The 23,467-nt window shown below is 68.7% G+C and carries 19 protein-coding genes and 1 tRNA gene; 7 read left to right on the top strand and 13 right to left on the bottom strand.

The genetic code is table 11. The features are described 5' to 3' along the window. Positions 1-151 precede the first annotated feature (151 nt). From IFT89_RS08125 to IFT89_RS20755, 5 genes are all read left to right on the top strand, one after another. Positions 152-844, top strand: coding sequence for a phosphocholine cytidylyltransferase family protein (locus IFT89_RS08125; RefSeq protein WP_202938701.1), 693 nt, complete (start codon positions 152-154; stop codon positions 842-844). A 117-nt stretch (positions 845-961) separates the two neighbouring features. Continuing rightward, positions 962-1,729: an ABC transporter permease gene (locus IFT89_RS08120; RefSeq protein ID WP_085510553.1), complete on the top strand. Its 768-nt coding sequence runs from the start codon at positions 962-964 to the stop codon at positions 1,727-1,729. Beyond that, positions 1,729-2,487 carry an ABC transporter ATP-binding protein gene (locus IFT89_RS08115; RefSeq protein WP_137241935.1) on the top strand — a complete coding sequence of 253 codons (759 nt, stop codon included), beginning with the start codon at positions 1,729-1,731 and terminating at the stop codon, positions 2,485-2,487. The genes IFT89_RS08120 and IFT89_RS08115 overlap by 1 nt, the downstream gene beginning before the upstream one ends. 74 nt (positions 2,488-2,561) lie before the next feature. Beyond that, positions 2,562-3,443 (top strand): hypothetical protein, encoded by an 882-nt coding sequence (locus IFT89_RS08110; RefSeq protein ID WP_202938700.1) that lies wholly within the window; start codon positions 2,562-2,564, stop codon positions 3,441-3,443. An 84-nt stretch (positions 3,444-3,527) separates the two neighbouring features. Then, positions 3,528-5,003 carry a glycosyltransferase gene (locus IFT89_RS20755; RefSeq protein WP_202938699.1) on the top strand — a complete coding sequence of 492 codons (1,476 nt, stop codon included), beginning with the start codon at positions 3,528-3,530 and terminating at the stop codon, positions 5,001-5,003. On the opposite strand, the gene IFT89_RS08100 is transcribed toward IFT89_RS20755, so the two are convergent. The 6 genes from IFT89_RS08100 to IFT89_RS08075 all read right to left on the bottom strand — a co-directional run bounded on the left by IFT89_RS08100 (position 4,924) and on the right by IFT89_RS08075 (position 12,112). Further along, entirely contained in the window at positions 4,924-6,132 is a 1,209-nt protein-coding gene (locus tag IFT89_RS08100) for an acyltransferase family protein (RefSeq protein ID WP_137241937.1), read from the bottom strand. The two genes, IFT89_RS20755 and IFT89_RS08100, sit on opposite strands and share 80 nt — an antisense overlap. Before the next feature lie 53 nt (positions 6,133-6,185). Then, positions 6,186-7,481 carry a CDP-glycerol glycerophosphotransferase family protein gene (locus IFT89_RS08095; protein WP_137241938.1) on the bottom strand — a complete coding sequence of 432 codons (1,296 nt, stop codon included), beginning with the start codon at positions 7,479-7,481 and terminating at the stop codon, positions 6,186-6,188. A gap of 68 nt (positions 7,482-7,549) precedes the next feature. Next, positions 7,550-8,434, bottom strand: coding sequence for a glycosyltransferase family 2 protein (locus IFT89_RS08090; protein ID WP_194644380.1), 885 nt, complete (start codon positions 8,432-8,434; stop codon positions 7,550-7,552). Next, positions 8,434-9,261, bottom strand: a complete 828-nt coding sequence (locus IFT89_RS08085; RefSeq protein ID WP_137241940.1) for a CDP-alcohol phosphatidyltransferase family protein — start codon at positions 9,259-9,261, stop codon at positions 8,434-8,436. The genes IFT89_RS08090 and IFT89_RS08085 overlap by 1 nt, the downstream gene beginning before the upstream one ends. Then, positions 9,262-10,329 carry a glycosyltransferase family 2 protein gene (locus tag IFT89_RS08080; RefSeq protein ID WP_202938698.1) on the bottom strand — a complete coding sequence of 356 codons (1,068 nt, stop codon included), beginning with the start codon at positions 10,327-10,329 and terminating at the stop codon, positions 9,262-9,264. Between the two features lie 121 nt (positions 10,330-10,450). Further along, positions 10,451-12,112 carry a S1C family serine protease gene (locus tag IFT89_RS08075; RefSeq protein WP_202938697.1) on the bottom strand — a complete coding sequence of 554 codons (1,662 nt, stop codon included), beginning with the start codon at positions 12,110-12,112 and terminating at the stop codon, positions 10,451-10,453. A 158-nt stretch (positions 12,113-12,270) separates the two neighbouring features. Between IFT89_RS08075 and IFT89_RS08070 the strand changes: the two genes are divergently transcribed. After that, entirely contained in the window at positions 12,271-13,467 is a 1,197-nt protein-coding gene (locus IFT89_RS08070) for an aminotransferase class I/II-fold pyridoxal phosphate-dependent enzyme (protein ID WP_192018185.1), read from the top strand. 62 nt (positions 13,468-13,529) lie between these two features. On the opposite strand, the gene IFT89_RS08065 is transcribed toward IFT89_RS08070, so the two are convergent. From IFT89_RS08065 to IFT89_RS08050, 4 genes are all read right to left on the bottom strand, one after another. Beyond that, the gene (locus IFT89_RS08065) at positions 13,530-14,426 is read right to left on the bottom strand and encodes a glycine betaine ABC transporter substrate-binding protein (protein WP_079705563.1); all 897 of its coding nucleotides are present in this window, start codon (positions 14,424-14,426) and stop codon (positions 13,530-13,532) included. 71 nt (positions 14,427-14,497) lie between these two features. Next, positions 14,498-15,505, bottom strand: a complete 1,008-nt coding sequence (locus IFT89_RS08060) for an ABC transporter permease (RefSeq protein WP_086473640.1) — start codon at positions 15,503-15,505, stop codon at positions 14,498-14,500. Continuing rightward, on the bottom strand, positions 15,502-16,863 hold the full coding sequence (locus IFT89_RS08055; protein ID WP_191940801.1) for a quaternary amine ABC transporter ATP-binding protein: 1,362 nt from the start codon (positions 16,861-16,863) through the stop codon (positions 15,502-15,504). The genes IFT89_RS08060 and IFT89_RS08055 overlap by 4 nt, the downstream gene beginning before the upstream one ends. A 397-nt stretch (positions 16,864-17,260) precedes the next feature. Next, a complete protein-coding gene (locus tag IFT89_RS08050) occupies positions 17,261-17,743 on the bottom strand; it encodes an Lrp/AsnC family transcriptional regulator (RefSeq protein WP_202938696.1) in 483 nt (160 codons plus the stop codon). 169 nt (positions 17,744-17,912) lie between these two features. Between IFT89_RS08050 and ald the strand changes: the two genes are divergently transcribed. After that, positions 17,913-19,016 carry an alanine dehydrogenase gene (gene ald / locus IFT89_RS08045; RefSeq protein WP_124769027.1) on the top strand — a complete coding sequence of 368 codons (1,104 nt, stop codon included), beginning with the start codon at positions 17,913-17,915 and terminating at the stop codon, positions 19,014-19,016. Positions 19,017-19,099: 83 nt separating this feature from the next. Here the strand turns inward: ald and IFT89_RS08040 are convergent. From IFT89_RS08040 to IFT89_RS08030, 3 genes are all read right to left on the bottom strand, one after another. Then, positions 19,100-19,173, bottom strand: a tRNA-Met gene (locus tag IFT89_RS08040). A 144-nt stretch (positions 19,174-19,317) separates the two neighbouring features. Continuing rightward, the gene (locus tag IFT89_RS08035) at positions 19,318-22,242 is read right to left on the bottom strand and encodes a UPF0182 family membrane protein (protein WP_124769026.1); all 2,925 of its coding nucleotides are present in this window, start codon (positions 22,240-22,242) and stop codon (positions 19,318-19,320) included. Between the two features lie 71 nt (positions 22,243-22,313). Beyond that, positions 22,314-23,444, bottom strand: a complete 1,131-nt coding sequence (locus tag IFT89_RS08030; protein ID WP_202938695.1) for a YlbL family protein — start codon at positions 23,442-23,444, stop codon at positions 22,314-22,316. Positions 23,445-23,467 lie beyond the last annotated feature (23 nt).

Below are 23,467 nucleotides of genomic sequence, written 5' to 3'. Positions count from 1 at the left end.
CTGGGAACCTCTGACAGACGGAGTTCACCGCGGCTAGCCTGTATTTTGGCATAACGGAGTGTCTTTCAATGCACGTCTTGGTTAATCCTCGGTGAATCGTCCACAGCATCGTGGCACCGCGTGATTCCATACCCACACTGAGGAGAACAACGTGACCACCCAGGTAGTGATCCTTGCCGCAGGGATGGGCAGCCGTCTCGGCCGCTCGCTCCCCAAGCCCCTGACCGAGCTCAGCGACGGCCGCACCATCATGCAGCAGCAGTTCGACAACATCCGCCACGCGTTCGGAGCGAGCGCCAAGGTGACGATCGTCGTCGGCTACAAGCTCGAGCACATCATCGAGGCCTTCCCCGACGCCTCCTTCGTCTACAACGAGCAGTACGACCAGACCAACACCTCGAAGAGCCTCATGCGCGCCCTCGCCGCGTCTCAGGCCGGCGGCGTGCTCTGGATGAACGGCGACGTCGTCTTCGACCCGGCCGTCCTCGATCGCGCTGCCGCGATGATCGCCAAGGACCGTTCCTTCGTGACCGTCAACACCTCCAAGGTGTCCGACGAGGAGGTCAAGTACACGACGAGCGCCGAGGGCTACATCAAGGAGCTCTCGAAGACCGTCGTCGGCGGGCTGGGCGAGGCCGTGGGCATCAACTACATCTCCTCGCAGGACAAGACGATGCTGCACCGCTACCTGACCAAGGTCGGCGACCAGGACTACTTCGAGCGCGGCATCGAGCTCGCCATCGAGCGCGAAGGCATGCTCGTCGAGCCGGTCGACATCTCCGACCTCTACGCGGTCGAGGTCGACTTCGCCGAGGACCTCGAGCGCGCGAACCTCTTCGTCTGAGGGCCCCGTCCACATCACACACGAACGCCGTCCCGACGCTGAGCGTCGCGGGCGGCGTTCCTGCGTCGCCTCGATAAGGTTGGTCACGTGAGTTCTTCTGCTGAAACGCGGCCAAGGATGTCGCGTTCGGCGAGGTATCGCCACGCGCTCTGGATCCTGACCGTCCGAGACCTGCGTGTGCGCTACTCGACGAGCGCGCTCGGCTACGTGTGGTCAATCCTCGACCCCCTCGTCATGAGCGGGATCTACTGGTTCGTCTTCACACAGGTGTTCCGGCGCGACGTCGGCGAGGAACCGTACATCGTGTTCCTCCTCGCCGCCCTGCTGCCGTGGATGTGGTTCACCGGATCGGTGTCCGACAGCACGCGCGCCTTCCTGCGCGAGGCGAAGCTCGTGCGTTCGACGACGATCCCCCGGACCATCTGGGTGAACCGGATCGTGCTGTCGAAGGGCATCGAGTTCCTCGCGGCGCTTCCGGTCCTCGCGGCATTCGCGATCTTCAGCGGTGCCCAGGTGAACCTCGACATCGTGCTGTTCCCGCTCGCCATCGTCATCCAAGCCGTCCTGACCATCGGGCTCTGCCTGATCGTCGCTCCGCTCGTCGTGTTCTTCCGCGATCTCGAGCGAGCCGTCAAGCTCGTCCTGCGGTTCATGTTCTACGCGACGCCGATCATCTACAGCACGACGGCACTGCCCGACAAGATCGAGCCCTTCGCGGCGTTCAACCCGCTCAGCGGCATCTTCGCGCTGTACCGTTCCGCGTTCTTCCCACAGGAACTCAACTGGCACCTCGTGGGCGTGTCCGCCGCCATGTCGGCCGTCATCCTCGCGGTCGGTCTCCTCGTCTTCAAGCGCTGCGAGCGCTCCGTGCTGAAGGAGATCTGATGCCCACAAGCAACTCGACCGCCGGTCGGCCGGCGATCTCGGTCGCCGACGCAGGTATCCGGTTCCGGCGCAACCGTGGCGGTCGGCGGAGTTTCAAGGACCTCTTCGCCGGACGTGACCGCCGCTCGAAGCCGGGCGAGTTCTGGCCCCTGCGCCACGTCTCCTTCGATGTCGCCCCCGGCGAGGCGATCGGCGTGGTCGGTCGGAACGGTCAAGGCAAGTCGACGCTGCTCAAGCTCGTCGCCGGTGTCGTCCTCCCCGATGAGGGCACCGTGGGCGTCCGCGAGGGTGTCGCGCCGCTCATCGAAATCACCGGAGGCTTCGTCAACGACCTGACGGTCCGCGACAACGTGTACCTGACGGCCGGCCTCCACGGCATGTCCCGCCGCGAGATCGACGGGCGGTTCGACGACATCATCGCGTTCGCCGAGATCGCGGACTTCATCGACACCCCGTACAAGCACCTCTCGAGCGGGATGAAGGTGCGCATCGCCTTCGCGGTGATCGCGCAGCTCGAAGAGCCGATCATCCTCGTCGACGAGGTCCTCGCCGTCGGCGACCGGGCGTTCCGCGAGAAGTGCTACCGGCGCATCGAGGAACTCCTCGAGGGCGGGCGGACCCTGTTCTTCGTCTCGCACAACGAGAAGGACCTCAGGCGGTTCTGCACGAGGGGCCTCTACCTCGACAAGGGTTCGCTCGTGCTCGACGCCCCGATCGACGACGTGCTCGACCGTTACAACGCCGACTACAACAGCTGAGGTCCGCCAGCAAGCGTCAGTCGACCCGCAGTGGGTCGACGTAGACTGGCCGCCCCGCCCACGAGGAGGTCGTCATGACCGGACCGCAGCAGGGACCCGTTCCGGGTCCCGCCCAGTTCCCCACCACCGCAGCACAGCAGCCCACACTGCCCGAGCCGGGATGGGTGCGGGCGCTCGACCGGTTGCTGTGGGTCCAGCGACCGGTGGTCGTGGCGCACATCCGCTCGATCCGGCGGATGTACCCGAACGCGACGGCCGACCAGCTCATCCGCGTCCTGGAACGCCGGTACCTCACGACGGTGACGACGACGGGAGCCGCCGTCGGTGCGACCGCTGTGGTCCCGGCGATCGGGACGGCGACGACCCTGGCGCTCTCCGGTGTCGAGACGGCGGGTTTCCTCGAGGCGACCGCCCTGTTCGCCCAGTCGGTCACCGAGGTCCACGGCATCGCCCTGGCGGATCCGATGCGATCCCGCGCGCTCGTCATGACCATGATGCTCGGCAAGGCCGGAACCGACCTCCTGCGCAACTTCGGATCCCAGGCGGCCGGCAAGGGAGTCCCGCGGCAGGCGTTCTGGGGCCAGACGATCACCCAGGGCCTGCCGTCGATGATCGTGGGCCCCGTCGCCGACCAGTTGCGGGTGCGCTTCGTGAAGCACTTCGCGGCGAGCGGCAGCGCCGGTGTCATCGGCAAGGCGCTCCCCTTCGGCGTCGGAGCGGCCGTCGGCGGTATCGGCAACCACATGCTCGGCCGACAGGTCGTCCGTGCTGCCCGCCAGGCGTTCGGACCGGCGCCCTTCGTCGTCCCGCTCGACCTCGAACCGCGGATGCGGGCCGTCTCCGGCCGGTCCGGCCTCGGGAAGATCCGCGACCAGGTGTTCCGCCGCCGGAAGCACCTGGCCATCGAGTCAGGCGGCGATGCGGCCGTCGGCGACGGGTCCGAGCAGCGCCCCTGACCGCTCGAGGCCGGCGGCGGACCGCTCCCGACCGGGCCGCCCGGGATGCGGCATCCCTCCAGGTCCATCGCGTACCGTCGGAGGGTGAGACTTCCCTTCCTGCGCCGCCCCCAGAAGCCGTTCCCGGAAGGTCGCCACTTCGCGGTGACCTGGGGCCTGTCGGACGACTTCGGCGGCATGACCGAGGCGATGCTCCAGCGCTCCCGCGCGTTCATCAGACTGGCGGACACCCCGGTCGACGTCCTCACCTTCGACCACCGACCGGACTACCCCGAGTTGGAGTCGCGGCTGCGCACGCGCGGAGACCTGATCGACGGCCTCCGGGTCGTCAACCTCTGGGATTGGCTCCGCGACAACCCCCTGCCGGGTGGTTCCCTCGACCTGGCGCGCCACGGGTTCACCCCGCTCCCCCTCGACGAGGTCGGCAGCGAACGACGCCGCGGTGACGCCGTCCTCAGCCGCGAGCGACACGACGACTCGGGTCAGATCCTGCAGGTGGACGTCTACCGAGCCGACGGCACCCTGCTCCTGTCCGACCGCCGCGACACGCGTGAACGGGGCGTGAAGGGCGGCCGCTCGGTCGTCCTCTGCGACGAGCAGGGTCGTCCAGTCCGCTCCTGGGGGCGCATCTGGTCGCTGTACCGCGCCTGGTTCGACGCAATCACCGCAGGCGGGCCGGCCTGGATGATCGTCGACAGCAAGACCATCGCCCCGTTCGTCCTGAGCTACCGGAAGCGCAACGTCGTCACCGCGCACGTCGTGCACGCCTCGCACCTCCAGGGCACGGAACGGCCACACGGCCGGCTGCGGGAGTCGCGGCGAGCGGTGTTCGAGGCGCTCGACGACTTCGACCTCGTCGCGCTCCTCAGCGATCGACAGCTCGCGGACGTGACGACCATGCTCGGCGAGCACGCCTCGCTCAGTGTCATCCCGAACTCGCGCGAACTCGTCGCCCCGGAGGTCGCACGCGCGCCTCGGCCTCGCAGCCGCGGGATGTTCCTCGGCTCGCTCACGGCTCGCAAGCGGCCGGCGCACGCGATCCGCGCCGTCCTCACCGCCACGTCCACGGACGGGCCTCCCCCGACGCTCGACGTCTACGGCGGCGGCGAGCTGCTCGACGAACTGCAGTCGCTCCTCATCGCCGAAGACCCGGAGCACCGTGTCGTCCTCCACGGCTACGACCGCTCCGCCCGGCAGCAGCTCGGCTCGGGTTCGTTCCTCGTCATGACCTCGACCTCGGAGGGCTTCCCGCTCGTGCTCATCGAGGCGATGGCAGCCGGGTGTCTTCCCATCGTGGTCGACGTGCCGTACGGGCCGGCCGACATCGTCCGCGACGGTTGGAACGGGTTCCTCGTGCCGTCCGCGGAACCGGCCGTCGTGTCGGCCGCCATCGAGCGCCTGCTCGCCCTTCCTGAAGCCGAGGTCGACGCGATGCGTCGCAACGCCAGAACGACCGCGGAGCAGTACGACGACGAAGCCGTCACCCGTCGGTGGGCTCAGGAGTTGCACGCGGCCGCTCGTCGGAAGAAGCGGAACGCGCTCGTCCCTCGCGTCGGCTGAGCATCCGGGAGCGCACCGCCGCGACCCCCGTCTGCACCCCTCGGCCGACGCGGCGCGCCAGGCCATGGGACGGACGCTCGACGAGCTGGAAGAACCCGGCGGCGATCAGCAGGCTGAGTGGCACGCCCACGATGCCGACCAGCCACCAGCGCTCGTCGCCGAACATGAAGGCGAGCGTGGCCAGGATCGGGGCGTGCACGAGGTACAGGCTGAACGACACCTTGCCGAGCCAGAGGACGGGCGGAGTCTCGAGGAGCCGCCGGGCGAACGGGCTTCCGATGGCGACGACGATGAGGCCGGCCGCTCCCACGCCCGACAGACCCCAGAGCGCCTGACCCAGCGTGGAGGAGGACTCGACGAACGGTCGGGAGAGCCAGCTCGCGACGAGCAGGAGTGCGGAGCCGGCCGTCAGCATCGCCCACTGCAGCGGGCGGGACCGATCCGCAGCCCAGGCGCGGAGGTCGTCGAGCCGGACGGCGATCAGCGTACCGATGAAGAACGCCGGCAGGTACACGGCGGCGTCCAGTCCCGCGACCCGTCCGAGCACCATGATCACGGACATCAGCGCAGCGACCGGCCACGCCCAGCGGCGCAGCAACCGAGCGAGCAGGACGGCGATCGGGAGGAGGAGCGTGAAGATCAGCTCCCAGCGCAGCGACCACAGGGTGTTCACCAGGGTGTAACTCGCCGGTGTCAGGGTGGCCTCCGTCAGGAGGTGCAGCGGGTCGACACTCGTCGCGTTCGCGTTCGCGATCCACTCACCGGTGGTCACCGACGCCGGGTCCCTCGGGATGAGCAGGATGAGCGCGGCGGCGAACAGCAGCGATCCCCACACGGGGAGGTAGAGCCGCACGAACCGCGCGGCGAAGAACCCCGGCCAGCTCGCGCCGCCTCGCAACAGCGGGAGCGCGACGACGAGACCACTCAGGACGAAGAACACCTGCACCGCCTCGGTGCCGGCGAAGAGCAGCTTCAGCGGTGTCTCGGTCGCGATGTCCCAGGCGGGCTCCGAGATCCGGCCCGTCGCGAAGGGTCGTGCGAGCAACGACACGTGGTAGAGCACCACGACGACGCTGGCGACGCCACGGACTCCGTCGAGGGAGGCCAGTCGCCCGGAGGACGGATTCACCTGCCCGACCCTACGCGGTTCTCCTGGGCGCGGACTCAACGGCTCAGGGCGCGTCAGGCGCGTCCTCTGTCGTCGTCATCCTCGTCTTCGTCGTCCTCATGCTCGTCGAGCTCCGGCCGGCCGTCGGCGTGCGCGAGGGCGAACCGTTCCCATTCCGACATCAGATGTTCGATGGCGCTGTGGAACCTCGCCGTCGTCACCCCGGGCGTCGTGTCGCCGAAGTAGTACTCGACCCAGTGCTGCAGTCGAGCGACCGTCTCGGGATCACCGAGGAGTCGGTCGACGCCGTCGACGATGTCCGCTGCGTCCGATGCATCGAGCCACTCGCACGCCGAGAGGTACCCTCCGGTGTCGATCTCCGCCTCCGGGTTCACCGGGCGGGTGATCATGAGCGGCTTCCCGCTCGCGAGGCGGTCGTAGACCATCGCGGAGATGTCGACGATCGCCGCGTCCGCAGCCGCCAGCTGCCAGCCGAGGTCGGCACCCGTGTCGACGACGTGCTGGGCCGAGGCGTCCGCACGGTTCGCCTCCTGGAGCGCGGCCATGATCTCGCGGTTCGCAGTCGCGTAGGCCGGATCGACGACACCGCTCCTCGGGTGCGGGCGGTACACGACGCGGTGCCGCCCGGTCGCGATGAGTGCTCGGACGAGGGCGACGCCGTGGCTCGCGATCGAGCCGTACGCCGCAGCCGCGCGGTCGCCCTCCCAGGTGGGCGCGTACAGGACGACGGTCCGCTCATCGGGCGTGTAGGGCAGCTCGCCCGAATAGTGGTCGGCCTGCGGGCGGCCGATCATGATCGCGCGCTTGTCGAAGTCGTAGTCCCAGAGCACCCGCTCCAGCCGGTTCCTCGCCGCCTGGCCGGCGATGAGGCTGTAGTCGTAGGCCTTGAACTGGTTCGTCGTCATGTACATCTTGTCGCTCTCGCCATGGTTGACGAAGACGTGCCAGCGGGAGCCGTAGCGGAACATCTGGAAGTTCTTCGCGTTCTGGTTGACGTACAGCACGACGCGGATGTCCTGTTCGGCCAGCGTGCGCTCGAGGGCGACGACCGTCCGGACGTAGGCCGTCGGGATCGGCGACTCCTCGAACAGCTTCGCCGCAGCCGTCGCACCGCGGCTGAGGATGAGGACGGGCCACTGCTTGGACAGTTCGGCGAGCGGCCGGTACCACTGTCGGATCTGGTACATGTTGACGGCACCGTCTGCGAAGTACACGGCCACCTTGTAGCGCCCCGGCTCGATCACGGGAGCCGCCTGCATCTGCGCCGCGAGGACGGCTCTGGCCCGACGGTTGGCGAGCAGGTCCTTGGCGAGGGTGATGGCACGACGACCGTCTCTGATCAGTCCCATGTCAGCTCCAGCATCCGTCAAGCGTAACGACGCCAGGTCACGGTGGGATCACGACGGGTGCCCGCCGCTCAGATGACGGGAGGTCGTCCTGCGCGCGTCATCCGCCAGACCGTCCGCCAGCGCAGTGGGCGACGTTCGCCGGGGTCCGTCCGCCAGCCCTCGCGCCAGCCACCGAACCAGGGGCGGAGGGCCTCCGGCTTCCGCCACCACCGGATCACCTGGATCGCGGTCCAGGAGCCCACGTACAGCGGGATGAGCGGCACGGGGAGGTTCCGCCGCGCGAGCCAGACCCGGTTCCGCGCGTTGAGCCGGTAGTAGGCGGTATGCCTCGTCGGTTCGGTCACCGGGTGGTTCGCTTCGAGGGACGCCTCGTACCAGGCTCGCCTCCCCTGGTCCCAGACCCGCCAGGCGAGCTCGATGCCCTCATGCGCGTAGAAGAACGGGTCTGCCCATCCACCGACGGCGTCGAACACCGACCGCGGCAGCAGGACGGCCGCTTCGAGGCAGGAGAACACGGCGCTCGAATGCCTGGGGTCCTTGTCGCGAGTGCGCGGCACCCAGCGGGACGGCGTCGCTGCACCGTCCGCGTCGGCGAGCCGGGGCTGGATGAGGCCGATGGAGCGGTCCGCGTCGAGCATCGCGATGGCGTCGCGGAGGAACGTGGTGGACGGGATGGTCGCGTCGTCGTCGAGGAAGAAGACGAACTCCCCCTGCACGGCGTCGGCACCACGGTTGCGTCCGGCGGGGATCCCGAGGTTCTCCGACAGGGCCAGGCCTCGAGCGCCGTCCGGAAGTCCGGTCGGCTGCCAGCCGTTGCCGACCACGACCACGTCGAGCTCCACCGCTTGCTGGGCGAGCACGCTCTCCACGGCTGCGGTGAGTTCGACCGGGCGGGTCCCCTGCGTCAAGACCACGACGCCGACGGAGCGCGTGACCGGGATCGGGCCGGACATCACGCGTGGAGCCGTTTCGACGAGACGATCGCGATGAAATGCCCGACGAGCGTCAGGAGTGCGAGCGGTACGAGGATCGCGAGCACCCAGCGCATCGCCTCGACGTCGCCGACGAACAGGCCGACCACGGAAGCGGCGAAGATCACCATGGTGAGTTCGACCGAGTGGAAGAGCCGGTGGAACGGGAGGAACCGCGCCACCGTCCGCGCCGTCGCGAGCAGTCCCCCGCGCGGCGCCGACTCTTCGGTCGAGTACGTGAGTTTCGGCGCCCCGAACCCGGCGCGGGCGACCCGCACCATGTCGTTCAGCGCCTTGTTGAGCACGACGAACAGCGCGAGTGCGAATCCGAGGGTGATCCAGACGAGGTCTTCGGGCGCGTTCACCGGCCACGCGGCGGCACGGATGCCGAGCGCGATCGCGATGAGCGACTCGGTGGAGTAGTGGCCGACGGAGTCCAGGAACGCACCGGCCGGACTCGACGTCCGCCGCCAGCGCGCGACCTCACCGTCGCAGCAGTCGACGAGCATCTGCGTCTGGCCGAGCACGAGTGCGAGGGACGCACCGCCGAATCCGGGGATGAGGAGCGCGGCGGCGGTCGCCCAGCCGGTCAGGATCATCAGACCCGTCACGCCGTTCGCACTGATGCTCGTCCGGAGCAGCAACCACGTGACGTACGGCGACAGGTCTCGCAGGTAGAGGTCGGCGGTCCAGTGCTCGGCGTTCTTCCGCGCGCGGACCTCCGGCGGTTGTGCCACGGCACGGAGTTCGGCGATCGTCCGCGGGGGCGTGAGCCTCGGACCGGTTCCGGCCGTGCTGGGATCCGACATCTAGACCGCCTTCGGTGGATTACGCAGCGCGGAGATGCCCTTCGCGAGCGAGCCGTAGCCGAGCACGAACCCCGTGCCCCAGCAGAAGTGGATGCACGGCAGGACGACGAGCATCCAGAGGCTTGTGCGTACCCCGTCCCGCCCGGTGACGACGATGCTCGCGAGCAGCACGATGGCCGCGTAGGCGATGGGGGCCGCGAACCCGATGAGCAGCCACGGCGTCGCTCCCGCACCCAGCTGGACCAGGCCTCCGAGCCCGAGCAGTGTGCCGAGCACGATGCCGAGCACCAGGACCGGCGGCGCGAAGTAGCGGAGCGTGCCGCGGGTGGGGAAGCTCCGGCTGAGCTCGCCGCGCCAGAGCCCGGTGGAGAAGAACTGTCGCGCCAGGGCGCGCATGCTCGCACGCGGGCGGTAGACGACGCGCAATGCGGGCGTGAACCAGACGAGGCCGCCGGCCTGCTTGATCCGGCGGTTGAGCTCCCAGTCCTGTCCGCGTTTGATGCGCTCGTCGAACATGCCCACCCGCATGAGCATCTCGCGGTCGAAGACGCCGAGGTAGACGGTGTCGGCAGGCCCCTCTCGACCACCGACGTGGTGGGGCGTGCCACCGAGCCCGACGCGCGAGCCGTACGCCCGCGCCACCGCCGTCTCGAAGCTCGTGCGCCCCTGGGCGTCCATGATGCCGCCCACGTTCTGCGCCCCCGTGCGGAGCATGGTCTCGACCGCGAGTCGCGCGTAGTCGTCGGGCAGCTCCGAGTGGGCGTCGACCCGGATGACGATCGGATGCGTCGACGCGGCGATCGCCAGGTTGAGCCCGGCCGGGGTCGACCCGACACGGTTCTCCAGCACGTGGATGCGCGGGTCGGCCGCCTGGAGCTCTCGGACGAGCTCGGTCGTGCCGTCGATGCTCGGCCCGACGGCGATCGTGATCTCCACGTCGCCGGCGTAGTCCTGCGCCAGGAGGCTGTCGACGGCTGCGCGGACGTGTCGGACGTCGTTCAACACCGGCATCACGTAGGAGACTCCGGGCGACGACGGTGCGTCGGCCTGGCCTGTGTCGTTCGACATGGGGGTTCACTCCGTGTTTCGTTCGATCGAGCCTAGCAGCCGGTCGTCGGGGTGGCCCGGACGCGGAGGACGCCCGCACGGAGGCCGTGCGGGCGTCCTCCGGGGCATGACGCCCCGGGTGTCAGAGCGCGAGCTCGCCGAGCGTGACCTCGGCGGTCTGCGCGTCGTTGCCGCGGGTGAAGGTGAGCTTCGCCGTCGCCCCGGCCGCGAGCGCCCGCACCTGAGCGGTGAGGTCGTTCGCACCCGTGACCGGGACGCCGTTGAACTCGGTGACGATGTCCCCGGACTTCAGACCCGCGGCCTGCGCGGCGCCGTTGTCGGTGACCTTGTCGATGAGCGCGCCGGCGACCGTGCTCTTGGCGTCGCTCGAGGCGTCCTTCACGGTCGCGCCGAGCAGGCCGTGGGTCGCCTTGCCCGTCTTGATGATCTCGTCAGAGACGCGCTTGGCGATGTTCGCCGGGATGGCGAAGCCGACACCGATGCTGCCGCTCTGCGACGACGAGTCGGTGCTTCCGGCGCTCGCGATCGCGACGTTGACACCGATGAGCTTGCCGGTGCCGTCGACGAGCGCGCCACCCGAGTTGCCGGGGTTGATCGCCGCGTCGGTCTGGATGACCGCGATGGAGATCGAGGAGGTCGGCGCGGTCGGGGTGGTCTGCCCCGGCACGTCGAAGTTCCACGGGCTCTGGTTGTCGCCGTTCGAGTCGCCGGACCCGCCGTCGTCGCTCGATCCGGAGTCCGGAACGGCGGAGGAGGCGACGGTGATGCTCCGGTTGAGGGCGCTGACGATGCCGTCGGTGACGGTCCCCGCCAGTCCGAGCGGCGCACCGATCGCGACGGCCGTCTCGCCGACGTTGAGCTTGTCGGAGTTCGCGAACTCCATCGGGCTGAGACCCGAGGCGTCCTCGAGCTTGATGACCGCGAGGTCGTAGATCGGGTCCGTGCCGACGATCTTGGCGTTGTAGAGCTTGCCGTTCGCATCGGTGACCCGGATGGTCGGGTCGGCGACCTGGCCGTCCAGGGTGACCACGTGCGTGTTCGTCAGGACGTAACCGTCCTTGCTGAGGATGATCCCCGACCCGGTGCCGGCGCTCTGCCCGCCCTGGACCGAGAGGGTCACGACGCTCGGCCCGGCCGTGGCGGCGATGGCCGTGGTCAGGCTGACGTCGGCGTCGTCGTTGATGGTGAACGCCTTCGAACCCGCCTCGTTGCTCGAGACACTCGACTTCGTCGCGTTCGTGACCCAGAGCGTCGCCCCGGCGCCGGACGCTCCTCCGATGAGGGCGCCGACGGCGAGCATCGCGACCATGCCCGCGAGCGGGCGGTTGGTCTTCTTCGTCCGCGCTGCCGGTGGCGTCGGGACGCCAGGGTGCTGCCCGGTCGGCTGCTGGGCGTACGGAGACGCACCGTAGGGACCGTGCTGCTGACCGGGCTGCGGCTGGGCCGTGGGCTGCTGACCGGTGGGCTGCTGGTAGGCGGCGTACGGGTTCGGCTGCTGCTGACGGGCGAAGGCTGCGGACGGCTGCTGCGGCGCCTGCTGGTACGGCGAGCCCTGCTGGGCCGCGCCGTAGGGCTGCTGCGTCGGCTGACCGGCGGGCGGTGCGGCCGGTGGCATCGCGGTCGGGGGCGGGAAGTACGCTCCTGAGGTCGACGGCCGTGCCTCGCCCGCGGGAGGCACTGTGCCGCCCGCCTGCTCAGCGGGTGCGGACTGCGGCGCGGTCTCACCGTTCGGGGTGGACTGGGGGTGTTCGGCGGGCTGCTGTCCGTCTGCGGTGTCGGTCATGGCGATTCTGCTCCTTCCAAGCGCAGTCAGCTTCCCGTGCTGAGCTGAGTGTTTCATTCGCGCCCGCTGTGCGCCGGCTAGGGCTTCGCCGCAAGGACCTGCGCACGGTGTCCTAGATTGGGAGCGGCCCGCGCCCGCGGCCACGGAGGGAGATCGACATGGTGGTTGACGGACCCTGGCGGCGCACTGCCGAAGGCGCCGGCCTCGTCGACGAGGACGGACACGTCTCGTCGACGATCTTCGCGGAGATGAGCGCGCTCGCGCTGCAGACCGGAGCCGTCAACCTCGGCCAGGGGTTCCCCGACGAGGATGGGCCCGAGGCGGTCCTCGCCGAGGCGGTCGCGGCCATCGAGCGCGGCGAGAACCAGTACCCGCCCGGCCCGGGCACCCTGGACCTCCGCACCGCGATCAGCGAGCACCAGCGACGGTTCTACGGTCTCCAGCCCGACCCGCAGGGAGAGGTGCTCGTCACCGCCGGAGCGACCGAGGCGCTCGCCGCGACCCTCCTCGCCCTCGTCGAGCACGGCGACGAGGTCGTGACCTTCGAGCCGTTCTATGACGCGTACGGCGGACTCATCGCCCTCGCCGGTGGCCGGCACCGGACGGTCAAGCTGCGCGCACCCGACTTCCAGCCGGACCCGGACGAGCTCCGCGCCGCCGTCACCGACCGGACCAGGGTCATCCTGGTCAACACCCCGCACAACCCGACCGGCACCGTCCTCGACCGCGCGACGCTCGACCTGATCGCCGAGTTGGCGGAGCGCCACGATGCGATCATCGTGACCGACGAGGTCTACGAGCACCTGACCTTCGACGTCCGGCACGTCCCCATCGCGACCCTGCCGGGTGCCGCCGGACGCACACTCACGATCTCGTCCGGTGGCAAGACCTTCAGCACGACCGGCTGGAAGATCGGCTGGTTGAGCGGACCCCGCGAACTCGTCACGGCCGTCACGACGGTCAAGCAATACCTCAGCTACGTCAACGGCGCACCGTTCCAGCCGGCGATGGCGACCGGACTCCGACTGCCCGACGCCGCATTCACGGCCATCGCCGACGGCCTGCGCGGCAAACGGGACCTCCTGAGCGCGGGCCTCTCCGCCGCCGGTTTCGACACCTTCCGACCGGACGGTACCTACTTCATCGTGGCCGATGCGACCCCGTTGGGCTTCGACGATGCTGCAGCGTTCTGCCGGGCACTGCCCGAGCTCGCCGGTGTCGTGGCGGTGCCGATGTCGGCGTTCTGCCTCGACCGGCACGACCCGGACTACGCGTCACTGGTCCGGTTCGCGTTCTGCAAGCGCGTCGAGGTGCTGGAGCGGGCCGTCGACGGCCTCGCCCGACTCCGCGGCTGACGCCCTGATGCACAAGACGACGGGCACCGGATCGCTCCGGTGCCCGTCGTCTCATCGATCCGCTACTTGGTGAGCGAGTCCACGTACTCCTGGTTGTCGCTGATCCACTGCTTGACGACGGGCGCGTAGTCCTTCGAGTCACCCTCGTTGAACATCGCGTTCTCGAGCGAGAACAGTCGCTCCGAGTCGAAGTCGAAGTCCTTCAGCCACCCGGCGAGCGTCGGGTACTCGTCCGCGAAGTCGGCCTTGCCGAAGCTGTGGATGCCTTCGGCATCTCCGAGGGCGCCCTTCGGGTCCTCGAGGTCCTTGATCGGGAACGCGTCGTAGGCCCAGTGCGGACGCCACAGCGTGACGGCGATGTTCTCGCCGGCGTCGGTCGCGGCCTTCAGCTCCGAGAGCATGGCAGGAGTGCCCGAGGTCAGGAACTCCCAGTCGTCGAGGCCGTACTCGGGGATGACCTTGTCCTGGGTGGCCTCGGTCAGTCCGGCACCGGGGTCGATGCCGACGAGGCGACTGTCGAAGAGGTCCGCGTTGGCCGCGAGGTCCTCGAGCGAGTCGACAGGGGCGTCCTCGTTGACGGCGATCGTGAGCTTGGCGTCGGTGTTCCAGGCGCCGAGGTCGACGACGTCGTCACCGAACTTCTCGATGTAGCTCGCGTGCGTGGTCGGCAGCCAGACGTCGAGCGTCAGGTCGTAGTCACCGGTGCTGAGGCCGGAGAACACCGGGGCGGGCTCCGCCTCCTCGAGGGTGACGTCGTAGCCCTGCTCCTCGAGCACGGCCTTCCACAGCTCGGAGGCCGCGATGCCCTCGTCCCAGCCGCTGAACACGGCGATGGTCACCGCCTGCTTGTCGCCGTTCTCGAGCGTCTCGTCCGAGGCGCCCGCGGAGCAGCCGGAGATGGCGAGCGTCGCCGCCGCCCCCGCTGCGATGGTGGTTGCGATCTTGGTGCGGTACTGCATGTTCGATGATTCCTTTCGTCCCGCGTGACGCGGGGATCGGTGTCGTCGGATGGAAGCTGTGTGCCGGTGGGTCACCGCACGGTGGTCGGCGACTCGGCGGGAGTGCGCTGCTCCTCACCGGAGGCGGTGCTGTCAGTCGTCGTGGTGCTCGAGGCAGGCGCCGGTCGGATCCCGCCGGGCGAGGACGGGGCAGCCTTCGTGCGCTTCCCGCGCTGCTTGCGACCGCCGCCGAGGGAAGCCGTGAGACGGTCCAGGAAGATCGCCAGGATGACGACCGACAGGCCCGCTTCGGAGCCGAGCTGGATGTCGATCCGGGAGAGGCTCTTGACGACGTCGCCACCCAGGCCGCCGGCGCCCACCATGCCGGCGATGACGACCATCGAGAGCGAGAGCATGATGACCTGGTTGACACCGGCCATGATGTTCGGCATCGCGAGCGGCAGCTGGATCTGGCGGAGGATCCGCCAGGAGGAAGCGCCGAACGCGTTGCCGGCCTCGACGACCTCGCGGTCGACGTTGCGGATCCCGAGTTCCGTGAGACGGACGGCCGGGGCCAGCGCGAAGACGATCGTCGCGACGATGCCCGGGACGACGCCGATGCGGAACAGGATGAGCGCGGGGATGAGGTAGACGAACGCGGGAGTCGTCTGCATGAAGTCGAGCAACGGCCGGATGATCGACGACGCGACCTTCGAGCGCGCCGCCAGGATGCCGAGTGGGATCCCGATCACGATGGCGATGAGTCCGGCCACAAGCACGAGCGAGAGCGAGTCCATCGCGTTGTCCCACTGCTCGACGCCGACGATGATCAACAGCCCGACCGCGGAGCCGATGGCGAACACCGGGCCCCGTGCGACGAAGGCCAGCAGGGCGGCGACGATGATGATCACCCAGAACGGCGGACCACTGAGCACGAGGTCGACGCCGTCGTACAGCCCCTGGAAGACGCTCCGGATGACGTCGAAGACGGGCTGGAAGACGTCGGTGATGAAGTCGACGAAGGCTTCGACCCACGCTCCGATCTCGGGGCGGGTGATGGCGTCCAGGAACCCGGACGACTGGAGACGGATGCCGTTCATCGGACACTCCCTTCCGGCAGGCTCGCTGCCGGTTCGGCGGCGCTGGTCTCGATCGACGAGGTCACGTCGTCGGGGTGCTGCGGGTCCTCCGCGGTCGACCGCAGGGTCGCCGTGATGAGCTCGACGGGCACCGTCGCCGGCGGCCCGACGAGGCTGATCTCGTCCGTGTTGGTCGGGACGTTGCCGACGGCGGCGAGCAGGGTCACCCGCGGGACGACGCCCAGCAGGCGCGTCCGCTCGTCCACGACGGCGACGGGCAGGGCACTCTCGACGGCGGACTCGAAGAGGTCGACGAGCGCCGCCTCCGGCGAGACCGTGGCGAGGTCGGCGGTGATGACGCTGCCGAGCTCGTGGTCGCCCGCACGGACGAGGCGCAGCACGTCCTTGTCGCGGACGACGCCGAGGAGCTGCCGACCCGGACCGACCACGAAGGCGGTCGAGGTCTGCAGGTCGCGCATGATGCGCAGGGCGGCCCGAGGTCCGGCGGACGCGGAGACGACGGAGCGCGCGGGTTCCATCACACCACCGGCGGTCAGGACGCGGGCGCGGTCGACGTCCTGCACGAACTGGGCGACGTAGTCGTTCGCCGGGTCGGTCAGGATGTCGTTCGGGGTGCCGACCTGGACGATCCGGCCGTCGCGCATGACGGCGATCCGGTCGCCGAGGAACATCGCCTCGTTGAGGTCGTGGGTGATGAACACGATGGTCTTGCCGAGCTCGGCCTGCAGCTCGACGAGCTGCTCCTGCATCTCGCGGCGGATGAGGGGATCGAGCGCGGAGAACGCCTCGTCCATGAGGAGGATGTCGGTGTCCGAGGCGAGTGCGCGGGCGAGGCCGACGCGCTGCTGCATCCCACCCGAGAGCTGGCCCGGGAGCTTGTCCTCCCAGCCTGCGAGCCCGACGCGCTCGACGACGGCCTGGGCCCGCTCGCGTCGTTCAGCGGCCGGCACACCCTTCACCTCGAGTCCGTAGGCGGCGTTCTCGAGCACCGTGCGGTGCGGCAGCAGGGCGAAGTGCTGGAAGACCATCGAGATGTTGTCCTGTCGGACCGCACGCAGCTGCTTCGAGGACACCCCCGAGATCGGCTTCCCGGCGATGGTCACGGTGCCCGCCGTCGGTTCGAGCAGGCCGTTGAGCATCCGGATCAGCGTCGACTTGCCCGAGCCGGAGAGGCCCATCACGACGAAGATCTCGCCCTGTTTCACCTCGAACGAGGCGTCGATGACAGCTGCGGTGGTCCCGCCGGAGGCGAGTTCGTCACGCGAGGCACCGGCCTGCAGGCGTTTCACGGCTTCCTTCGGCTTCCTGCCGAAGACCTTGTACAGTCCCGTCGCGGAGACGGCAATCGTTTCGGTCATGTGTTCTCCTGGAAGCGCACGCGGAACCGCGGTGCGCTCTTCCTGTCGATCGTCAGGCCGGGTCGAACGGCTCTCGATCCGCCCCATCGGCGCACTGATGGACAGCGCGCGGGCTCGGATCACGTGGGGCGACAACGGCTACCGCGTGGCGTTCGACCGTACGTCCAGCACGCCGTCACGGGGCGACAGGGGGCGGGACGCGGTTACGTAGGTCAGCCCTTGCGGGCCGTCGACAACGCTAACGAAACTCACAGCTGCTGGCTAATCGAGGATCCCCCAAAAGGCGGACATCGCGCACGGCCTCCCTGGCAAAACCGAACATGGTCAGGGTTTTCCGCCGAACTCCTTCGTTATGCGTTCGTGACCTTCGTCCGGCCGGTACCGGCGTGGATCGCCCTCACTCCCCCACCGCGACGCCGATGAACGAGTGATCGAAGACCAGGCTCGTGCGGGTCGAGGCGACCGTCGGATCGGCCGACAGATGCTCGACGACGAAGTCGCGGATGTGGGCACTGTCCCGAGCCGCGAGATGGATGACGAAGTCCTCGGAGCCGCCGAGGAAGAACACCTGCACGACCTCCGGGAGCTGTCGGATGCCGGAGCTGAACTCGGCGATACGGGCGCGAGCCCCCGCCCTGATGTTGACGCTGATGAGCGCCTCGAGACCGAGCCCGACCGCGACCGGGTCGATACACGCCGAGAACCCCGTGATCACGCCGCGATCGACGAGCGACCGCACCCGGGCGACGCACGTCGAGGGGGCGATGCCGACGAGCTCCGCCATGCGGGCGTTCGTCATGCGCGCGTTCTCCTGCAGGAGCCGCAGCAGTGCGTGGTCGACGTCGTCGAGGTCCGCCCGCCCGTGCAGATTGTTCGTCATCCTGCGCCCACTCTCCTCTTCAGCCGAAGCATCATCGAATTCAGACATGAATTCCGCGAAAGCTGCGGTGTTCATCCGGCTGAAACGCAGCAACCTCAGAATAGTCGCACACCGTCCACCGATGAGCGGGAGAGCCGAGCCTTGGCCCAGCCTGCGAGAGGAACCAGCCATGCGAATCGGCATCCCCACGGAGATCAAGAACAACGAGAACCGGGTCGCGGCGACGCCAGGCGGCGTCCACGAACTCGTCCGACACGGCCATGAGGTCGTCGTCCAGGCGGGCGCCGGCCTCGGGTCCGGCAATCTCGACGAGGCGTATCGTGCCGCCGGCGCGACCATCGCCACCGACGCGGCCTCCGTCTGGGCGGCGGGCGACCTCCTGCTCAAGGTGAAGGAGCCCGTCGCCGCCGAGTACGACTTCCTGCGGGCCGACCAGACGCTCTTCACCTACCTCCACCTCGCGGCGGACCGTCCGCTCACCGACGCCCTGATCGCCTCTGGGACCACCGCGATCGCCTATGAGACCGTGCAGCTCCCCAACCGCTCCCTGCCGCTCCTGCAGCCGATGAGCGAGGTCGCAGGACGACTGTCCACGCAAGTCGGCGCCTACCACCTCATGCGCGCCACCGGTGGACGAGGGATCCTGCTGGGCGGCGTGCCCGGAACCCCCAAGGCGAAGGTCGTCGTCATCGGCGGCGGGGTCGCCGGCGAGCACGCAGCAGCCAACGCGCTCGGCATGCAGGCGGACGTCACGATCATCGACATTTCCATCCCTCGCCTGCGCGAGCTGGAGAACCGCTTCAGCGGGCAGATCCAGACCAGGCCGTCATCGGCGTACGAGATCGCGGAGCAGCTCCGCGACGCCGACCTCGTCATCGGCTCGGTGCTCATCCCCGGGGCCCAGGCCCCGAAGCTCGTCACCGACGCCATGGTGGCGGACATGAAGCCCGGCTCGGTGCTCGTCGACATCGCGATCGACCAGGGCGGCTGTTTCGAGGGCTCACGGCCGACGACGCACGACGACCCCACGTTCCGTGTCCACGACAGCCTCTACTACTGCGTGGCCAACATGCCCGGTGCCGTCCCGGAGACCTCGACGCGCGCGCTGACCAACGCCACCCTCCGGTACGCACTCGCCATCGCCGACCAGGGCACGAACGACGCAGTGGCGGCCGACGCAGCACTTCGCGCGGGCGTCAACATCCACGCGGGTGCGGTCACCAACGCCGGCGTGGCCGCGGCGTTCGGCCTCCACGTCGCGACGATGGGCTGACCCACAGCCCGCCGACGGCGGGCGATCATCCCCGGAAACGACGAAATCCCGGTCTCGAGGAGACCGGGATTTCATCTTTTCTGTTGCAGGGGCAGGATTTGAACCTACGACCTCTGGGTTATGAGCCCAGCGAGCTACCGAACTGCTCCACCCTGCGGCACAAGAGATAAACCTAGCATGCATTCTGGGGGCGTGCAAATCGCGTGCCGCCAAGCACTCCGATTCCGGCCGAATCCCTCCTCCTGGAACGCCGAACGGCGCCGCCCGTCAGGGCGACGCCGTTCGGATTGCAGGCTCGGAGTCAGCCGTTCAGCAGTGCGAGCGCCTGCGCCAGTGCGTCGGAGATCTTCTTGTCCGCCACCCCGTAGGCAGCCCAGTCACCGCTCGCCATGGCCGCGTCCTTCTCGACCATCGCTGCCTTCGCCTGGTCGAGCAGGGTCTTGATCTGCGCATCCACCGTCGGGTCGCCCGTGCTCGGGGTCGAACCCGTGTCGGTTCCGCCGCCGGTGTCCGTGCCGTCCGTCGGGGGCGTCGTGCTGTCGCCCGGGACGTTGGTGTCTCCCGCATCCGCACCCGAGTCGCCGCCGAACAGGACGTCGAGCGCCTCGTCCAGCGTGTCTTCGAAGGCGATCTGGTCGCCGAAGGCGACGAGCACCTTCTGCAGGAGCGGGAAGCTCGTGTCGCCGGTGGACTTCACGTAGACCGGCTGCACGTAGAGCAGACCGCCACCGACCGGCACGGTCAGCAGGTTGCCGTTCAGCACCTCGGTCTGGCCCTGCTTCAGGATGTTGATCTGGCTCGACACGCTCGGATCGGAGTCGAAGGTGTTCTGCACCTGGCCGGGGCCCGGCACGGTGTCGTCCTTCGGCAGGGTCAAGAGTCTGATCTTGCCGTAGTCGGAGCTCCGCTTGCCGTCCTCGGCGCCGGCGTTCGCATCGACCGCGAGGTAGCCGGTCAGCACGTTCCGCGACTGCTCACCGCCCTGACGCGGGATGAACGTGGAGTACAGGGAGAAGGACGGCGCGTCCTGCTCGGGCAGCTGCATCGTCAGGTAGTACGGCGGCTGGTACTTCTTCTCCGTGTCGGTCGACTGCGGGTCGTTGGGGGTGACCCACGCGTCCTCGCTCGAGTAGAACGAACCGGCGTTGGTGACGTGGTACTGGCCGAGCACCGAACGCTGGACCTTGAAGAGGTCGGCCGGGTACCGGACGTGGCTCATCAGATCGCCGGACATGTCCGACATCGGCTTGACCGTCGACGGGAACACCTTCTGCCAGGTCTTGAGGATCGGATCCTGGTCGTCCCAGCTGTAGAGCGTCACCTTGCCGTCGTACGCGTTGACGGTCGCCTTCACCGAGTTCCGGATGTAGTTGACGTCGTCGAGCGCGTAGTTCTGCGCCGGCGTGACCGAGTCGGAGATCGTGTCGGACAGGCTCACGGTCTTCGAGTAGGGGTAGCTGGCGCTCGTCGTGTAGCCGTCGACGATCCAGACGATCTGACCGTCCACCACGGACGGGTAGGGGTCGGAGTCGAGCGTCAGGTAGGGAGCGACCTTCTGGACCCGGGTGAGCGGGTCGCGGTCGTAGAGGATCTGCGACTGGCTGTTCACGGAGTCGGAGAGGAAGATCTGCTCCGACTGGAACTTGAGCGCGTAGACGAGCTTCTTGAAGACGTTGTCGAGCTTGGGCCCGCCGTCGCCGTCGAAGGTCGTGTAGGTCTGCGACTCACCCTGGGTGCCCGACGGGTAGTCGAGCTCCACCGGGTCCGCGCCCTTGGGAGCGCCGACGATGGAGTAGTCGGGCGACTGCTCACCGAAGTACACGCGCGGCTCGAAGTCGCCGAGCGCGCCGGTGGTGGGGATGCCCGACTCGAGGAAGACCGGCTCACCGGAGGCCGAGCGCTGGTTGCCGTACGCGGCGACCAGACCGTACCCGTGGGTGTAAACGACGGTGTTGTTGATCCACGACTGCGAGTTGTCGAGGCCGGCGACGTTCAGCTCGCGGACCGCGACGACGGCGTCCTGGGTCTTGCCGTCGATGTTGTAGCGGTCGACGTCGAGCTGCTTGTCGAAGGAGTAGAACTGCTTGAACTGCTCGAGCTGCGCAACCGAGGCGCTCACGAGCGACGGGTCGATGATCCGGATGTTCGCCGTGGTCTCGGCGTCCTGACGGAGCGCTCCGGGCGTCGCGTCGGTGGTGGCCGCGTACTCCTCCTCCTCGACGTCGGCGATCCCGTAGGCGTCGCGGGTCATGTCGATGTTCCGCTTGATGTACGGCGTCTCGAGGCTCTTCGCGTTCGGCTCCACCTGGAAACGCTGGACGATCCACGGGTAGAGGCTGCCGACGATGAGGGACGCGACGATGAGCAGCGCGGTACCGACGAGCGGCAGACGCCAGCGGCCGGTGAACGCGGTCACGACGAACAGGACGGCGACCATGAGCGCGATCCCGGCGAGGATGACCCGACCGGGGATGGTCGCGGCGACGTCGGTGTACGAGGCGCCGGTGATCAGCGTGCCGGTGTCGTTCAGTGTCGTGTACTGGTCGAGCCAGAGGCTGACGGCCTGCAGGATCAGGTACAGCGCGGCGAGCACCGAGATCTGCACGCGGGCCGCCATGGAGATCCAGACCTCGCGGCTGACCACCCGGATGCCTCCGTAGAGGTAGGTGACGACGGCGGTTGCGATGAGGGCGATCAGGACGACCGCCGAGGAGAAGGCGACCACGGCCTGGAAGAACGGCAGGTCGAAGAGGTAGAACGACACGTCGAGGTTGAACTGCGGGTCCTTGGTGCCGGACGGGGTGCCATTCATCCACAGCAGCACCAGCTGCCAGCGCGAGGCCGCGGCGACACCGCCGAAGAGCCCGAAGAGCGCCGGGATCCCGTAGGTCGCGAGTCGGCGGAGCGGCTCGACCACCTGCTGGTAGCGGTCGACCTGCGAGCTGAGCTTCGCGTAGACCGGACGGGTCCGGTAGGCGATCTCGATGGCCAGCCAGACAGGGAGGGCCATCCCCACGAACCCGACGAGGAACATGGCGATCGCCGCGATCCACTGCGTGGTCAGGACCTCGGTGAAGCCGAGCTGTTGGAACCACAGCAGGTCGGCGTAGAACCCCGAGAACACGAAGAACCCGATGAGGAGCGCGGCGATGATCGCCACCGTGATCGCGATCGGGGCGCGTCGGCGCTGAGTGGACAGGGGCTTCTCTGCTGCTGCGGATGTCACGTGTGGCCTCTTCAGATAGGGGTCGTCCCACCCATCCTAAAGCGGCCGGGCTGGGAGAGCGCCCGAAGTGGTCAACCGGCCGAGCAGGTGGGCAGCTTGCTCGTGTCGGCTCCGTCCGCGATGGCCTTGAGCGCTGTGAGCGAATCGTCGAGGGTCTTCACGGCGAAGACCGTCAAGCCGTCGGGGACGTGTCCGGCGACCTCGTCGCAGTTGCTCTCCGGTGCCAGGAACCACTCGGCCCCGGCGTCCTTCGCGCCGAACAGCTTCTGCCGGATGCCGCCGATCGCGCCGACGTTCCCGTCGGCGTCGATCGTCCCGGTACCGGCGACGTCCTTCCCGCCGTTGAGCTCACCCGGGGTGAGCAGGTCGATCATGCCGAGCGCGAACATCATGCCGGCGCTCGGGCCGCCGACGTTGTCGAGCTGGATGGTGATGTCGACGGGGAGGTCGTAGGTGGTCTTGGTACCGATGCCGATCACGGTCGAGGTCGTCCCGTCGGACGCGGTCGCGGTCGTCGGCGTGATCTCGACGGTGCTCGCCACTCCCCCACGCACGATGTCGAGCGTGACCGGCTTGTCCGTACCGTTGGCGTTGATCGCGTCCCGCAGGCCGGCCAGGTCGGTCACGGGCGTGCCGTCGACCGCGACGATCTCGTCGTCGAGCCGCAGCACCCCCTGCGCGGGCGCACCCTCAGCGATCTGTGCCACCACGATGTGCTCGGGAACCTCGTACCCGAGCTCGCGCAACGCCGCCGCGACCGAGTCCTGCTGCGAGTCGACCATGAGGGTCGCGTTCTGCTCGTCGCGCTGCTCGGTCGTGACGCCGGGCGGGAAGTAGAGGTCCATCGGCACGACGGCGCGGCTCGGGTCGAACCAGGCCGAGACGATGTCGAGCCAGCCCGGGCTCCGTTGCGGATTCCCGACCAGCTGGACCGTCAACATGTCGAGCGTGCCGCCGGTGTCGTAGGTCTGCTCGTCGTGGACCTCGATGAGCGGGACGTCGCCGTCGTCACCCTCGGTCGTACCCAGCACGTTGAACACGGGACCCGGCTGTTCGATGACGTACGGCGCGGGAACCGCCGACAGCACGCCGAGGAGGACGAGCGAGAGGCTGAGCACGATCCAACCGAACCGAGCGCGACGATTGCGACCCTGACCGGTCGGCGCCGAAGCGGTGGGAGCCTCATCGGCGAAGAGCGACATGCAAGCCTTCCGGAGTGTTCGCG

The sequence above is a fragment of the Plantibacter sp. CFBP 13570 genome (assembly GCF_014841395.1).
GTDB classification, from domain to species: Bacteria; Actinomycetota; Actinomycetes; order Actinomycetales; family Microbacteriaceae; genus Plantibacter; species Plantibacter auratus.
This window is presented reverse-complemented; position numbering and strand designations above follow the sequence as displayed.

Coding starts and splice junctions, on each gene's coding strand:
- IFT89_RS08115 (WP_137241935.1), top strand. CDS start 1,729: ATGCCCACAAGCAACTCGACCGCCGGTCGGCCGGCGATCTCGGTCGCC.
- IFT89_RS08055 (WP_191940801.1), bottom strand. CDS start 16,863: ATGACCGAAACGATTGCCGTCTCCGCGACGGGACTGTACAAGGTCTTC.
- IFT89_RS08065 (WP_079705563.1), bottom strand. CDS start 14,426: ATGCAGTACCGCACCAAGATCGCAACCACCATCGCAGCGGGGGCGGCG.
- IFT89_RS08110 (WP_202938700.1), top strand. CDS start 2,562: ATGACCGGACCGCAGCAGGGACCCGTTCCGGGTCCCGCCCAGTTCCCC.
- IFT89_RS08095 (WP_137241938.1), bottom strand. CDS start 7,481: ATGGGACTGATCAGAGACGGTCGTCGTGCCATCACCCTCGCCAAGGAC.
- IFT89_RS08080 (WP_202938698.1), bottom strand. CDS start 10,329: ATGTCGAACGACACAGGCCAGGCCGACGCACCGTCGTCGCCCGGAGTC.
- IFT89_RS08070 (WP_192018185.1), top strand. CDS start 12,271: ATGGTGGTTGACGGACCCTGGCGGCGCACTGCCGAAGGCGCCGGCCTC.
- IFT89_RS08050 (WP_202938696.1), bottom strand. CDS start 17,743: ATGACGAACAATCTGCACGGGCGGGCGGACCTCGACGACGTCGACCAC.
- ald (WP_124769027.1), top strand. CDS start 17,913: ATGCGAATCGGCATCCCCACGGAGATCAAGAACAACGAGAACCGGGTC.
- IFT89_RS08085 (WP_137241940.1), bottom strand. CDS start 9,261: ATGTCGGATCCCAGCACGGCCGGAACCGGTCCGAGGCTCACGCCCCCG.
- IFT89_RS08030 (WP_202938695.1), bottom strand. CDS start 23,444: ATGTCGCTCTTCGCCGATGAGGCTCCCACCGCTTCGGCGCCGACCGGT.
- IFT89_RS08075 (WP_202938697.1), bottom strand. CDS start 12,112: ATGACCGACACCGCAGACGGACAGCAGCCCGCCGAACACCCCCAGTCC.
- IFT89_RS08120 (WP_085510553.1), top strand. CDS start 962: ATGTCGCGTTCGGCGAGGTATCGCCACGCGCTCTGGATCCTGACCGTC.
- IFT89_RS08090 (WP_194644380.1), bottom strand. CDS start 8,434: ATGTCCGGCCCGATCCCGGTCACGCGCTCCGTCGGCGTCGTGGTCTTG.
- IFT89_RS08060 (WP_086473640.1), bottom strand. CDS start 15,505: ATGAACGGCATCCGTCTCCAGTCGTCCGGGTTCCTGGACGCCATCACC.